Source organism: Rhodococcus pyridinivorans (assembly GCF_900105195.1).
Classification (GTDB): Bacteria; Actinomycetota; Actinomycetes; order Mycobacteriales; family Mycobacteriaceae; genus Rhodococcus; species Rhodococcus pyridinivorans.
Map to the genome: position 1 here is coordinate 1,614,994 of NZ_FNRX01000002.1, position 14,118 is coordinate 1,629,111.

13 protein-coding genes are annotated in these 14,118 nt (G+C 67.4%); 2 read left to right on the forward strand and 11 right to left on the reverse strand.

From position 1 onward, the window contains the following. Positions 1-25 precede the first annotated feature (25 nt). The 8 genes from atzF to urtA all read right to left on the reverse strand — a co-directional run bounded on the left by atzF (position 26) and on the right by urtA (position 7,924). Positions 26-1,750: an allophanate hydrolase gene (gene atzF, locus BLV31_RS07960; RefSeq protein WP_064062057.1), complete on the reverse strand. Its 1,725-nt coding sequence runs from the start codon at positions 1,748-1,750 to the stop codon at positions 26-28. A 110-nt stretch (positions 1,751-1,860) separates the two neighbouring features. Continuing rightward, positions 1,861-2,391, reverse strand: a complete 531-nt coding sequence (locus BLV31_RS07965; protein ID WP_024101778.1) for a carboxymuconolactone decarboxylase family protein — start codon at positions 2,389-2,391, stop codon at positions 1,861-1,863. A 54-nt stretch (positions 2,392-2,445) separates the two neighbouring features. Then, positions 2,446-3,132: a GntR family transcriptional regulator gene (locus tag BLV31_RS07970; RefSeq protein WP_064062058.1), complete on the reverse strand. Its 687-nt coding sequence runs from the start codon at positions 3,130-3,132 to the stop codon at positions 2,446-2,448. Next, positions 3,132-3,824: an urea ABC transporter ATP-binding subunit UrtE gene (gene urtE / locus BLV31_RS07975; RefSeq protein WP_033096359.1), complete on the reverse strand. Its 693-nt coding sequence runs from the start codon at positions 3,822-3,824 to the stop codon at positions 3,132-3,134. The genes BLV31_RS07970 and urtE overlap by 1 nt, the downstream gene beginning before the upstream one ends. Then, positions 3,824-4,606: an urea ABC transporter ATP-binding protein UrtD gene (urtD, locus tag BLV31_RS07980; RefSeq protein WP_033096148.1), complete on the reverse strand. Its 783-nt coding sequence runs from the start codon at positions 4,604-4,606 to the stop codon at positions 3,824-3,826. Before urtD ends, urtE begins: the two co-directional genes overlap by 1 nt. Continuing rightward, positions 4,603-5,739, reverse strand: a complete 1,137-nt coding sequence (gene urtC, locus BLV31_RS07985) for an urea ABC transporter permease subunit UrtC (protein ID WP_064061826.1) — start codon at positions 5,737-5,739, stop codon at positions 4,603-4,605. Before urtC ends, urtD begins: the two co-directional genes overlap by 4 nt. Further along, positions 5,739-6,623 (reverse strand): urea ABC transporter permease subunit UrtB, encoded by an 885-nt coding sequence (gene urtB / locus BLV31_RS07990; protein WP_006553586.1) that lies wholly within the window; start codon positions 6,621-6,623, stop codon positions 5,739-5,741. Before urtB ends, urtC begins: the two co-directional genes overlap by 1 nt. 26 nt (positions 6,624-6,649) lie before the next feature. Next, positions 6,650-7,924 carry an urea ABC transporter substrate-binding protein gene (gene urtA / locus BLV31_RS07995; protein ID WP_064061827.1) on the reverse strand — a complete coding sequence of 425 codons (1,275 nt, stop codon included), beginning with the start codon at positions 7,922-7,924 and terminating at the stop codon, positions 6,650-6,652. 332 nt (positions 7,925-8,256) lie between these two features. Here urtA and BLV31_RS08000 point away from each other — a divergent pair, with 332 nt between their 5' ends. Next, positions 8,257-9,150, forward strand: coding sequence for a type IV toxin-antitoxin system AbiEi family antitoxin domain-containing protein (locus tag BLV31_RS08000; RefSeq protein WP_064061828.1), 894 nt, complete (start codon positions 8,257-8,259; stop codon positions 9,148-9,150). A gap of 67 nt (positions 9,151-9,217) precedes the next feature. Here the strand turns inward: BLV31_RS08000 and BLV31_RS08005 are convergent, their stop codons facing one another. The 3 genes from BLV31_RS08005 to BLV31_RS08015 are packed head-to-tail and all read right to left on the reverse strand — an operon-like array spanning position 9,218 to position 12,250. Further along, positions 9,218-9,619, reverse strand: a complete 402-nt coding sequence (locus tag BLV31_RS08005) for a PPOX class F420-dependent oxidoreductase (protein WP_024101771.1) — start codon at positions 9,617-9,619, stop codon at positions 9,218-9,220. 19 nt (positions 9,620-9,638) lie between these two features. After that, on the reverse strand, positions 9,639-11,051 hold the full coding sequence (gene ramB, locus BLV31_RS08010; RefSeq protein ID WP_006553582.1) for an acetate metabolism transcriptional regulator RamB: 1,413 nt from the start codon (positions 11,049-11,051) through the stop codon (positions 9,639-9,641). Positions 11,052-11,104: 53 nt separating this feature from the next. Further along, complete coding sequence (locus tag BLV31_RS08015) at positions 11,105-12,250, reverse strand: globin domain-containing protein (RefSeq protein ID WP_230809943.1); 1,146 nt, start codon at positions 12,248-12,250, stop codon at positions 11,105-11,107. A 534-nt stretch (positions 12,251-12,784) separates the two neighbouring features. Between BLV31_RS08015 and aceA the strand changes: the two genes are divergently transcribed. Then, positions 12,785-14,074, forward strand: a complete 1,290-nt coding sequence (aceA, locus tag BLV31_RS08020) for an isocitrate lyase (protein ID WP_006553580.1) — start codon at positions 12,785-12,787, stop codon at positions 14,072-14,074. The last annotated feature ends 44 nt before the right edge of the window (positions 14,075-14,118 follow it).

Consider the following 14,118-nt stretch of genomic DNA (forward strand, 5'->3'; position numbering starts at 1 on the left):
CGTCCGGTGCACTCCGGAGCCGGGGTCAGGACGCCCGGTAGGCCTTCCAGCCGCCGAACTCGGTGATGTCCACCGCGTCGGCGGCTGCGTCCTGGGTGCACCCGAAACCGACGACCCACCGCCCGTCCGCCAGTTCGACGCTCGTCAACGTCATCGGGGCGGGCAGCGCAGCGAGGAACCGGCCCAGTCCGGCCTCCGACAACCGGAACAGTTCACCGACGATCGCGGCGCCCTCGCCCGGTGCGTGACGCACCAGTCCCGGCTTCGGCGGCGTCGTGTTCAGTGCGGCGAGACGGTACGCGTCGGAGGTGTGCACCTCCTCGACGAAGCGCGCCCCGAGTTCCTCGAGCTGGAAGTGCAGCGGCTGACCGCGCAGGTGTGCTCCGAAGACCGCGAGTTCGACGCCGGATTCGACGACGCGCGGTGCATCCACACCGTTCAGCGCGGCCGCGACGTCCACGGCCACCTGGTCGCCGAAGGCCGGGACCACGACCATGACCCCGAACGGCTCACCGGCCGGTGTCGGCGCACCGGGCACCGCCACCGCCGTCATGTCCAGCAGGTTGCAGAAGTTGGTGTAGGTGCCCATCCGACGATTGATGGCGATCGGATCGGCCTGCACCGCGGCGATCGTCGGGTGTTCCGTCGTCGTCGGGAGCAGCAACCCGTCGAACCCGGCGAGCAGTTCACGCGCGAACGCCTTCACGTGGATGAGGGTGTCGAGATCCTCGACGAGTTCGTAGGCGGCAGGCTTCTTCGCGCCGGCGACGATCGCGGCGACCGTGGGATCGGCACCCTCCGGTGTCGTCGACAGGAACTCGCCGACGGCCGCGTAGCGCTGGGCCACCACGGCACCGTCGTAGAGAAGCAGGGCAGCATCGAGCAGCGGTGAGATGACCACCTCCGCGATCTCGATGCCGGATTCGCGTGCCGCGGTCACTGTGCGGGCGAAGGCGTCGCGGTACTCCTCACACAACGCTTCGAGATCCTCGGCGCGCGGCACCGCGACGCGCAGAGTGTTCGGCGCGGCGAGTCGTACATCCGCGGGCCAGGTCCTGCTGCGCGGGTCGCGGGGTTCGGGTCCGGCCATGATCCGGACCGCGGTCGCCGCCAGGTCGAGCGACGTCGCGAAGACCGTGAGGCAGTCGTAGTCGACGCAGGCCGGGACCACGCCGTGCGCCGGGATGACGCCGAGAGTGGCCTTGATACCGACGATTCCGTGCAGCGCGGCGGGTACCCGTCCCGAACCGGCCGTGTCGGTGCCCAGCCCGATGTCGGCGATGCCGAGCGCCACCGCGGCCGCCGAACCGGAACTCGAACCGCCCGATACCTTCTCGGGATCCCACGCGCACCGCACCGCCCCGTACGGGCTGCGGGTGCCGACGAGACCGGTGGCGAACTGGTCGAGGTTGGTCTTACCCAGCACGACGGCGCCGGCGGCGACCAGACGCTCGACACCCGAAGCGGTTTCCTCCGGGACGTACGCGAACTCGGGACATGCCGCAGTGGTCGGGATTCCCGCGACGTCCACGTTGTCCTTGACCGCCACGACCAGACCGGCGAAGGGAAGGGACTCACCGGCGGCGACCCGTGCGTCCACTTCGGCGGCGTCGGCGAGAAGATCGTCGGCGCTGCGCAGCGTGATCCACACCTCGGGTCGATCCACCTCGTCGATGCGGCCCAGTGCGGCACGAACGCGATCGGTGGCGGACACCCTCACCGGGGAGACGGGCGCCGCAGCTGTATACATCTTTGTGGACATGGCTGTATACGCTATGGACCAGCAATGACGCTGCTGTGACGTTGTGTAACAGCCTTGTTAGGGATCGCGCCGAACCGATGCCGGCCGGTGCGGACGGATCAGAAGTCGCGTTCGATCCGCAGCACACCGATGGTTGTGGCAAGGGCGTCGTACTGCGTGACCAGCAGACAGAACTCGATGAGCCTGCGGTCGTCGTAGAACTGCGCGAGCGACGCCCACGTCTCGTCGGACAGATTCTTCGTCGCCACGAGTTCGTCGACGGCGGCGAGAAGAGCACAGTGCCTTGCCTGCCAGCCGGGAGCGTCGGGTCCGGCGACGATACGCTCGCGCACCTCGTCGGTGATGCCGGCACGGCGACCCAGGCGGGTGTGGTGGTCGAATTCGTAACCGCACTCGCGCAGATGCGCGACGCGCAGGATGACCATCTCCGATTCGAACCGGCCGAGACGGCCGAACGGCATGAGCATGCCGGCGTAGTGCAACCACCCGCGGAACAGCCGTCCGGTGCGGCCGAGGGTGCTGAACAGGTGGGCGTCCGAGGTGCCGCCGGCGGCGGACAGGGCCTTCCATGTCACCCAGTTGATCGGGCCGAGTTCCTTGAAACGTCCGGGCGGGATGCGGGGTGTCATGAGCGCCAGTGTGCCGCACCGGACCCGTCCGGTCACGTGACACGACCGGAAGTGTCAGTCTCGGACGGCCCGGGCCATCCGCGCGAAGGCGCGTGCCTCCTCGGCCCGGCGCACGACCACCGATCGCGAGGTGTCGATGTGGGCGAGCAGCAGGTCGTGGGCGTCGTCGAGCTTGTCGGCGAGAACCAGCTCGGCGACCTCGATGTGCTCGTCGACGGTCGTGACGATGCGGTCGGGGGTCAGATAGTCGAACATCCGCACCGGGCGCACCTTGGCGTTCACCGAGGCCAGCGCGTCGCACAGGGCACGGTTGCCGGAGGCGGCGAGCAACGTCATGTGGAAGCGCTCGTCGAGCGTGACGAAGCCGGCGTCGGGCTCGGGCGGATCCTCGCGGATCTCATACCAGCGGTCGAGCTCGGGACCGAGGACGTCGGGATCGTGCCGCACCGAGTCGCTGTCGAGTGCGCGGCGAATCCCGCGCAGCTCCAGGGTGGTCCGCAGTTCGTACAGGTCCGCGAGGTCGTCGAAGCGCGGACGGTAGGGGTACAACCCCTGGTCGCGGCGTTCGACGAGCCCGTCGGAGACCAGTCGGGCGAGGGCCTCGCGTACCGGCGTGCGCGACACCTCGTACTGTTCGGCGAGGCGTTCTTCACTGAGTCGTTCGTCAGGGGAGGGGGTCCCGGACATCAGACGATCGCGCAGGGCCTTGTAGACCCACTCGCGCCGTGTGTCGGCGGCCATCAGATCGCCATCGCCGCACGGACGGTGGAGGCGGCGTCGACACCACCGTCACCCGTCGAGGTGATGCGCCCGGATTCGAGGACGTAGTAGTGCAGGGCGTTGTCGAGGGCGAAACCGATGTGCTGTTCGACGAGCAGCACCCCGAGGTCGCCGCTGCGGCCGAGTTCGACGATGGTGTTCTCGATCTCGGTGACCACCGATGGCTGGATGCCTTCGGTGGGCTCGTCGAGGATGAGCATGCGCGGCTCGGTGATCAGCGCGCGGGCGATGGCGAGTTGCTGGCGCTGACCGCCGGAGAGCAGGCCGGCGCGGCGGTCGAGTAGCGGGACGAGGGCGGGGAACAGGTCGAGCATGTCGGTGATCAACTGACGGCCGTTGCGGCGCGTGTCGGCGACGACCTGCAGGTTTTCCCGGCAGGTGAGCTGACCGAAGGACTGTTGCCCCTGCGGGACGTAGGCCAGGCCGCGGGTGACGCGGGCAGATGGTCGCAGCGAGGTGATGTCGTCACCGTCGAAGAGGATCTTTCCCTTGGTGACGGGCAGCAGACCGACGGCGGCGCGCAGCAGTGTGGTCTTGCCGGCACCGTTGTGCCCCATGACCGCAACTGTCTTCCCGGTCGGGACGGTGAGGGAGATGCCGTGCAGGATCTCGGTTCGACCGTAACCGGCGCGAACGTCGACGAGTTCGAGCATCATGCCTCCTGAGCAGTGGTGGCGGTCCCGAGGTAGACCTGCTGGACCTGCGGGTCGTTCTGGACCTGGTCGACGGTGCCGTCGGCGATGACCTTGCCGCGGGCGAGGACGGTGACGGAGGTGGCGAAGGCGCGCATGAAGTCCATGTCGTGCTCGACGACGACCACCGTGCGCTGCGCGCCGATGCGGCGCAGCAGCTGCCCGGTCTCCTCGCGTTCGTCGCCGCTCATTCCGGCGACGGGTTCGTCGAGGAGCAGCACGTCGGCGTTCTGCACGAGCAGCATGCCGATCTCGAGCCACTGCTTCTGCCCGTGGGCGAGGATGCCCGCGGGGGTGTCGCGGTGGGCGGTCAGGCCGATCGTCTCGAGTGTTTCCTCGATCTCGGGCAGAACGTTGTTGCGGCGGCGCAGCAACTGCCACGGGGAGCGGCTCGCGCCGGCGGCGATGTCGAGGTTCTGCAGAACGGACAGTTCCTCGAAGACCGAGGCGGTCTGGAAGGTGCGGCCGACACCGAGGCGCGCGATCTTGTGGGTCTTCTTGCCGAGCAGTTCGACGCCGGATTTGGTGATCGAGCCGGTCGCCGGAACCAGGCCGGTGACGGCGTCGACGAGGGTGGTCTTGCCGGCGCCGTTGGGGCCGATGAGGAACCGCAGGTCGCCTTGGAGGAGGGTGAGGTCGACGCCGTCGACGGCGGTGAAGCCGTCGAAGGTGACACGCAGGTCGCGGATCTCGAGGTAGTCGCTGCTCATTCCGGCGTTGCCGCCGTAGACGGGTTTGCTCATCGCACGGGCTCCATCTCGGGAAGGTCGGCGGGCTCGGGTTCGGTCGGGGGTGTGGGTTCGGTCGGGGTGGTGCGGCGGCGCCGGCGGAGCAGGGTGATGACTCCGGCGAGGCCGGCGGCGAAGAAGCCGACGACGACGATGAACAGCAGGCCCTGCGCGTAGGTCCAGGCCGACGGGAAGTTCTCCGACAGGGTGGTCTGTGCCCACGCCACGCCCACCGCGCCGAGGACCGGGCCGAGCAGGGTGGTGCGTCCGCCGATGGCGACACCGATGAGGAACGCAATCGACGGGACGATGCCGACGTCGGCGGGGGAGATGATGCCGACGATGGGCACGAACATCGCCCCGGCGATGCCGGCGAAGAAGGCCGCGACGGTGTAGGCGGCCACCTTGATCAGGGCGGGGTCGTAGCCCAGGAAGCGGACCCGCTCCTCCTGGTCGCGGACCGCGACGAGCAGTTCGCCGTAGCGGGACTGCATGAGCTGGCGGGTCGCGGCGACGACGAGCAGCAGGATCGCGGCGACGATGAAGAACAGCATCCGCTTGTTGACCGGATCGGACAGGTCGTAGCCGAAGAAGGTGCGGAAACGGTTGAGGCCGTTGGATCCTCCGGTGGACTGCTGGCCGATGAGCAGGATCGCGAAGGCGGCGGCCAGTGCCTGGGAGAGGATGGCGAAGTAGGCGCCCTTGACGCGGCGGGCGAACACACCGAAGCCGAGCAGGGCGGCGAGCAGGGCCGGCACGATCAGGATCGCCAGCAGCGTGACGGCGGGGGAGGCGAACGGGGTCCAGTAGGCGGGTAGTTCCCGGATGCCCGCGATCTGCATGAAGTCCGGGACGGTGTCGCCGCGGAGCTGCGCGTCGGAGATCTTCAGGTGCATGGCCATGATGTAGGCGCCGAGGCCGAAGAAGACACCCTGGCCGAGGGTGAGCATGCCACCGCGGCCCCAGGCCAGGCCGATGCCGACGGCGACGATCGCGAAGCACAGGAACTTGCCGAGCAGGCCGAGCCGGAAATCGGAGAGGACGGCGGGGGCGAGACCGAACAGGACGATCGCGGCGATCGCGAATCCGCCTGCTGTGCGTACGGGTCCGGGTCGGGTGAAGGTGCGGGTCGAGAAGGTCGCGGGCATCAGACCAGGCTCCTCGTCTTGACGGCGAACAGGCCCTGCGGACGGACCTGCAGGAAGATCACGATGAGCACGAACACGATGACCTTCGCGATCGACGCGGTCGTGGAGTACTCGATGAACGAATTGAGCAGGCCCAGTGCGACGGCCGCGAGCACGGCGCCCTCGATGCGGCCGAGACCGCCGATGACGACCACGAGGAAGGCGTCGATGAGGTACGACTGGCCGATGGTCGGGCTGGTCGAGCCGATGAGTGTCAGGGCCACACCGGCGAGGCCGGCCAGGCCCGAGCCGAGGAAGAAGGTCGTGATGTCGGTGCGGCGCGACGAGATGCCCACCGTCTCGGCGAGATCGCGGTTCTGCACCACGGCCCGGATCCGTCGTCCCATCGGGGTGTACTTCATCGACGCGATCAGGGCGACCACGCAGACCACGGCGAGGGCGAGGATGAACAGGCGGGTCTTCGGGACCACCGCCCCGAAGATCTCCACACCACCGGAGAGCCAGGACGGTGCGACGACGTTGACGGCGGGGGCGCCGAAGATGTCGCGGGCGGCCTGCTGCAGCAGCAGGCCCACACCGAAGGTCACCAGCAGGGTGTCGAGCGGGCGGTGGTACATGCGGCGGATGAGGGTGACCTCGAGGATCACACCCATCACGCCGCCCACCAGGAAGCCGACGAGCAGGGAGACGAACAGGGACATCCCGGCCGAGGAGATCACCTGCTGCACGACGAAGGCGGTGTAGCTGCCGGCCATGATGAATTCGCCGTGGGCCATGTTGATCACGCCCATCTGGCCGAACGTCAGCGACAGCCCCAGTGCTGCCAGCAACAGGATCGATCCGATACTCAATCCTGTGAAGAGCTGTCCTACAAGGACATCCATGTCGTCTCCCTCTTCGGCTTCCGTGCTCAGTTACCGGACAGGCCCGACGCCCAGTCGTAGGACTCGAGGTACGGGTCGGGCTCGATGGCGCCGTCGGACTCCCAGACGGTGTAGATCAGGCCGTCGCCGCGGATCTCACCGATGCGAGCGGTCTTGGTGATGTGGTGGTTGTCGCCATCGATCGTGACGGTGCCCTCGGGGGCGTCGAAGGTCACGCCGTCGGCGGCTTCGACGACGTCGTCGACCTCGAAGGACTCGGCCTTCTCGACGGTGTTCTTCCACAGGTAGACCGAGGTGTAGGCGGCCTCCATGGGATCGGAGGTCGGCTTGTTCGCGCCGTACTTCGCCTTGTACGCCTCGACGAACGAGGTGTTCTCGGGGGAGTCGACGGTCTGGTAGTAGTTCCACGCGGTGAGCTGGCCCTCGATGTTCTGCGCGCCGATGCCGCCCACCTCCTCCTCGGCGATGGACACCGACACGACCGGCATGTCCTTCGCGTTGAGGCCGGCGTTGGTGTACTCGCGGAAGAACGCGACGTTGGAGTCGCCGTTGAGTGTGTTGAACACCGCGTCGGCGTCGGCGGTGCGCACCTTGTTGACGATGGTGGAGAAGTCGGTGGAGCCGAGCGGGGTGTAGTCCTCACCCTTGATCTCGATGCCGTTGGCCTCGGCGTACGCCTTGATGATGCGGTTGGCGGTCTGCGGGAAGACGTAGTCGCTACCGACGAGGTAGAGCGACTTCACGCCCTGCTCCTTCAGGTAGTCCAGGGCCGGCACGATCTGCTGGTTGGTGGTCGCGCCGGTGTAGAAGATGTTCGACGACGACTCGAGGCCCTCGTACTGGACGGGGTAGTACAGCAGCGCGTTGCGGTCCTCGAAGACCGGCAGCATCGCCTTGCGACTCGACGATGTCCAGCCACCGAACACCGCTGCGACGCAGTCGGATCCGATGAGCTTTTCGGCCTTCTCCGCGAACACCGCCGGCTCGGATGCGCCGTCCTCGGAGACGATCTCGATCTGCTTGCCGAGCACACCGCCGTCGGCGTTGATCTCCTCGACGGCCAGCGCGATCGAGTCGCGGACGGTGACCTCGGAGATCGCCATCGTGCCCGACAGGGAGTTGAGCGAGCCGACCTTGACGGTGTCGCCCGAGGTGTCGACGCACGACGCAGCACCGGAGGCGGCCGTGCTGCCCTCGTCACCTGCGCGGCTTCCGCAGGCGGACAGTACGAGTCCGACTGCGACGAGTGCTGCGGGGGCCGCGATGGCGCGGGTGGCGAGCCTGGACCTGACAACAGACATGTAGAGCCCTTCCTTCGAAGGTGTGGCCTGAGGGGACCCCGGTGTATCCGGGAGGCGTATACAGCGCTGTATCCGTGAGGCCACACAGTAGAAGGGAGTTGTTGCGCGGGAATATCTTCCGGTCACGGTCTCGTGACACAGATTTCGTGGGCGTTACAAAGTGCGCACAAGCATCAGCTACGACCTTCGCTATCCGCTACGGCAATCGCTGCGGCGGATAGCTGACGGTGTAGCGAACTGTCTGTCCACAGGTGGCGGGATCATCCACAGGCGACGCGAATACCGGTGTTCGCACCGCGTCTGCACCACGACGATCGGGCACGGTTGTCCGCATGCGACCGACACCTTTCCTGCGGACCACCGCTCTCGCTTCCGGGATGACCGACTCCGAGATCCGTCGTGCGGTACGCGCCGGTGAACTCGAGCGACTCGAACCCGGCGTCTACCTCCACCGCGACGACTCCCTCGACGAACTCGATCGCTATCGCGTGCGCGTGCGATCCGTCGGGGCAGTGCTCGCGCCCGGCACGGTGATCAGCCACGAGTCCGCCGCCGTCCTGCACGGGCTCGCCCTGTGGAAGCCGGATCTCACGCGGGTCCACGTCACCCGCGGCAGATCGGGTGGTGGTCGGAGGAACGCGAACCGTCACCTGCACGTCGCCCCTCTGCGTCCTCACGACCTGTCGGAGGTCGCGGGCATAGCGTGCACCTCGCTCGCCCGGACCGTCGTGGATCTCGCCTGCACACTCGACTTCGACGAAGCCGTGATCGCGGGTGATTGTGCTGCGGCTCGTGATGCCGAGTTCGGCTCCGCGTTGCTCTGTTGTCTCGACGAGTCCGGGCCGCGTAGGGGTATCGCCGCGGCGCGACGCGTGGCTGCATTTCTCGACGGTCGCAGCGAGAGTCCGGGAGAATCGCTGAGTCGCATCCGGATGCATCAGGCCGGCATGCCCGCACCGACGCTCCAGAAGGAGATACGAACACCCGACGGGCAGTTCGTCGCCCGGGTCGACTTCCTCTGGGAGGACGAAGGAGTCGTCGGTGAGTTCGACGGGATGGGCAAGTACGACGAGGGAGGCGTCGAGGCCCTACGGAACGAGAAGCGACGGAAGGGCGCCCTGCGCGACCTCGGCTTCGAAGTGGTCAGGTGGACGTGGCCCGAACTGTCCCGGTTCGACGTCGTCCTCGCTCGCTTCGACCGTGCCGTCGCCCGTGCGTGGCGGTAACCGCTACCGTCCCAGCTATGTGCCGCATCTGCTTCCGCTGCGGATGGCAAACAAGCGAGCGGATGCGTCAGATGGGGTCGAGGACCGAGCCCATCACGCGCTCGACTGCGATCTCGATGACGACGCGGCGGGGGTTGGGGCGGGGTTCGCGGTAGCGGGCGGCGTAGCGACGCTCGCCCTCGCGGACGTCGGCCGGCTCGCGCGTAACGCGGGCCGGGCCCTCGAGGGTGAGCCAGCGACCGCCGTCGACCTGGCTCACCACCGCGTAACCCCCGCGCTCGACGTTGAGGGTCTTCTGGGAGCCCTCGAAGGTGATGACGCGGGCGAGGCCGGCCTCGCCGTCCCACGTGAACCCGACGGCGACGACGTGCGGCGAGCCGTCCTTGCGGAGGGTCGTGAGCGTCGCGAGGTGGTACTCGGACAGGAACTCGAGTGCCTTCGCGCCTATCGAGTCGGGGGTGCGTGCCATGCGACGAGCCTACCGACGCTCAGCGCACCAGATACGGCGAGACCGACGAGCGGTGCTCGTTGATGTCGATCTCCTTGCCCAGGGGAGGGAAGGCGCGCTGCGGGCAGTTCATCCGCTCGCACACGCGGCAACCCGAGCCGATCGGCGTGCCGGGATTGGACTCGTCGAGGTCGAGACCGTCGGCATAGACGAGGCGATGCGCGTGCCGCAGTTCGCAGCCGAGACCGATCGCGAACGTCTTCGACGGCTGGCCGTAACGCGCGGCGCGACGCTCGACCGTGCGCGCGACCCACAGATAGCGACGACCGTCGGGCATCTGCGCGATCTGCGTCATGATCTTGCCGGGATAGGCGAAGGTCTCGTATACGTTCCACAACGGGCACGTGCCACCGCTGGTGGAGAAGTGGAAACCGGTGGCGGACTGACGCTTCGACATGTTGCCCGCGCGGTCGACGCGCACGAACGAGAACGGGACGCCCCGCAGCTTCGGACGTTGGAGTGTCGACAGCCGGTGCGCGATCGTCTCGTAGCTGACGCCGTAGAAGGCCGACAGGCGTTCGACGTCGTAGCGGAAGTCCTCTGCGATCTCGTGGAACTGCGTGTACGGCAGGATCAGTGCGGCCGCCCAGTAGTTGGCGAGCCCGAGCCGGGCCAGCGCGCGTGAGGCATCGCTCGTGAACGAACCCTCCGCGACGAGGCGGTCGATGAGCTCTCCACACTCCAGGTACGCGAGTTCGATGGCCAGCTTGAAGACCTGCTGCCCGCCGGACAGCTGCGGCGCGACCTCCAGGACACGGGTCTCGGGGTCGTAGCGGTGAAGGATGTTCTCGCCGAGGTCGATGCGCTTGACGATCTGCACATCGTGGACCGTGGTCATGCGGCGAGCGATCTCGCCCCCCACGTCGCCGCGGTGGAACCGGATGCGGTTGGCCAGCTCCTCGGCCGCGGTGTCGAGATCGTGCAGGTAGTTCTGCCGCTGGTAGAAGTAGTCGCGGACCTCCTCGTGGGGCATGGTGATCGCACCGCTGCCGCTGCCGTCGCTGTACCTCTCCTCGGTCGCGACGGCGAGCTGCGCGGTGGTGTTGCGGAAGCGCCGGTGGAGATTGACCATCGCGCGCGCCAGAGTGGGGTGGGCTGCGACCATCTCGGCGATCTCCTGGGCGTCGGCCTCGATGCCCATCTCCCGGTCGAGCGCGACCTCCCGCATCTCCGCGATCAGACGGGTGTCGTCCTGCGAGGAGAAGAAGGTGGCGTCGACCCCGAAGACCTCGCTGATCCGGAGCAGGACGGGCACCGTCAGCGGCCTGACGTCGTGCTCGATCTGGTTGAGATAACTCGCCGAGATCTCGAGGGTCTTGGCGAGCGCGGCCTGGCTGAGTCCTCGCTCGGTGCGTAGCTGCCGCAGCCGGGCGCCTACATAGGTCTTGGCCATTCGCCCAGGGTAGAACTGCCTCGCAGCCTTCGCAAGGCAGTGTTCGCAGCGTGTTAATCGACAGATACCGGTGGGGCCTCGAGGCCGAACCACGAGCCCGGCGCGAACGCCTCGAAGTGAATCGACCCGGGGGATACCCCCGACGCGACGAGATCCGAGCGGATGGCACGCATGAACGTGATCGGACCGCACACATAGGTGCGGGCATCGCCCGGAATCGTCAGCCCGGACAGTGGAGTTCGTCCGTCGCTGCGAATCTCGTCGTACTCGGTGTAGCGCACGTGCAGCCGGGCGTCCGGCAACGAGTCGACCAGGATGGCGAGTTCGGTCCGGTGCGGTTGCTCGTAGGGGGTGCGGTCGACGTGGACGACGTCGACGCTCCGGCCGTCGCCCCGGGACTGCATGTCGCGCAGCGCCGCGATCGTCATCGTCACGCCCACGCCCGCCGAGGCGAGCAGCAACGGTTCGCTGCCCCTGTCGACGACGACGCTGCCGAACGGCGGCGACACGAGGAGGTGATCGTCGACGCCCAGGCCGTCGCACAGCACGGGGGAGACGAGTCCGCCCGGCACGCGCTTGACGGTGACGGCCCACTCGCCGCTCGTCCTGCCCGGGAAGACGGTGTACTGGCGGATCTGCTCGGAGCCGTCCGGCAGCGCGACCCGCACCGAGATGTACTGGCCGGGAAGGAAGGCCGGCAGCGGCCGACCGTCGACGGAGCGGAGGTGGAAGGTGGCCGCGTGCGCGCCGTCGTACTCGTGTTCGGTGACGACAACCCGACGCCAGATGTCACCGGGGGCCACACCGGCCCGCCGGTACAGCTCCGTCTCCTGCTCGACGAGCGAGTTCGCCATCAGCGTGTACACCTCGTGCCAGGCCACGGCGACCTGCGGTGTGATGGCGTCGCCGAGCACCTCGGCGATCGCGGCGAACAGGTGGGTCCGCACGATCCCGTAGTGCGCGGCCTGTACACCGAGGGACGCATGTTTGGCGGCGATCCGCTCCATGATCGGGTCGATGTCGGTCGGTGCGTGGGTGACCAGCAGTGATGCGAAAGCGGCGACCGAGTCGGCGAGCGCCCGTTGCTGGGCCCCGTTGGCCTGGTTGGTGCGGTTGAAGGTGTCCCGCAGGGACGGGACGGCCCGGAAGAGCCGGTTGTAGAAGACACGTGAGATCGTGCCGATCTCGGCGCCGACCACCGGCAGGGTCGCTTCGACGATCGACCGCGACGTACTCGAGAGAATGTCGACTCCTCGTGTTCGGGGGCTGTTCGGCCGGGGCCCTGAGACACGAAGGCACTACGATGCACCGGCCCCGATCCGGCCCGAGACATGTTACGGATGGGATTCCAGGGGTCAATGGGGATCACAAACCACGATCACCGTTTGTGAAGGCAGTCACAGGCAGGTGTCCGATCCGTCCCGAGGTGGGGGAGTCGGCGGGACGAGGCGTCCCGGCGATGTGGGCCGGACGGCAGCGGCAAAAGCCGAGGTAGTTACTACTCGCGGGTAATAAACCCGTGCCCGATTCGGGTAGTTGGACCGACCATCGATTGGCAATCTTCGCAATGGCTGCGACGAAAATAGCCGAGATTGGCATTAGCAACAGGTAGACGGGCTTTTTGGACTGTGTCATTGTCGTTCTTGTACATCCGAACGGCACGCAAAGGATGTGAAGTCGTACACGCGTACTGCTTCATCCCGAGCGGGGCAGATCTAGAGAGTGGAGATTTGATGTCGACCACCGGCACCCCGAGGACTGCAGAAGAGATCCAGAAGGATTGGGACACCAATCCGCGCTGGAAGGGGATCACCCGCAACTACACCGCCGAGCAGGTCGCCAAGCTGCAGGGCAACGTCGTCGAGGAAGCCACCCTCGCTCGCCGCGGTTCCGAGATCCTGTGGGACCTCGTCAACAACGAGGACTACATCAACTCGCTCGGCGCCCTCACCGGTAACCAGGCGGTCCAGCAGGTCCGCGCCGGCCTGAAGGCCATCTACCTCTCCGGTTGGCAGGTCGCCGGCGACGCCAACCTGTCCGGCCACACCTACCCGGACCAGTCGCTGTACCCGGCGAACTCGGTTCCGCAGGTCGTCCGCCGTATCAACAACGCGCTGCTGCGCGCCGACGAGATCGCCAAGGTCGAGGGCGACACTTCCGTCGACAACTGGCTCGCTCCGATCGTCGCCGACGGTGAGGCCGGCTTCGGTGGCGCCCTCAACGTCTACGAGCTGCAGAAGGCCATGATCGCGGCCGGCGTCGCCGGTTCCCACTGGGAGGACCAGCTCGCGTCGGAGAAGAAGTGCGGTCACCTCGGTGGCAAGGTGCTCATCCCCACGCAGCAGCACATCCGCACCCTGACCTCGGCTCGCCTCGCGGCCGACGTCGCGGACGTCCCGACCGTGGTCATCGCCCGCACCGACGCCGAGGCCGCGACCCTCATCACCTCCGATGTCGACGAGCGTGACCGCCCGTTCATCACCGGTGAGCGCACCGCCGAGGGCTTCTACCACGTCAAGAACGGCATCGAGCCCTGCATCGCCCGTGCGAAGGCCTACGCTCCGTACTCCGACCTCATCTGGATGGAGACCGGTGTTCCGGACCTCGAGGTCGCCAAGAAGTTCGCCGAGGGCGTCCGCAGCGAGTTCCCGGACCAGCTGCTGGCCTACAACTGCTCGCCGTCCTTCAACTGGAAGGCTCACCTGGACGACGCGACCATCGCGAAGTTCCAGAAGGAGCTCGGCGCGATGGGCTTCAAGTTCCAGTTCATCACCCTCGCCGGCTTCCACTCGCTCAACTACGGCATGTTCGACCTGGCGCACGGCTACGCCCGCGAGGGCATGACGGCCTTCGTCGACCTGCAGGAGCGCGAGTTCAAGGCGGCCAAGGAGCGCGGCTTCACCGCCATCAAGCACCAGCGTGAGGTCGGTGCCGGTTACTTCGACACCATCGCCACCACCGTCGATCCCAACACCTCCACGGCTGCCCTGAAGGGCTCCACCGAGGAAGGCCAGTTCCACTAGGAACCAGCGCCACCCCGAGGTCCACCACCCCGCGGCGGGATCCA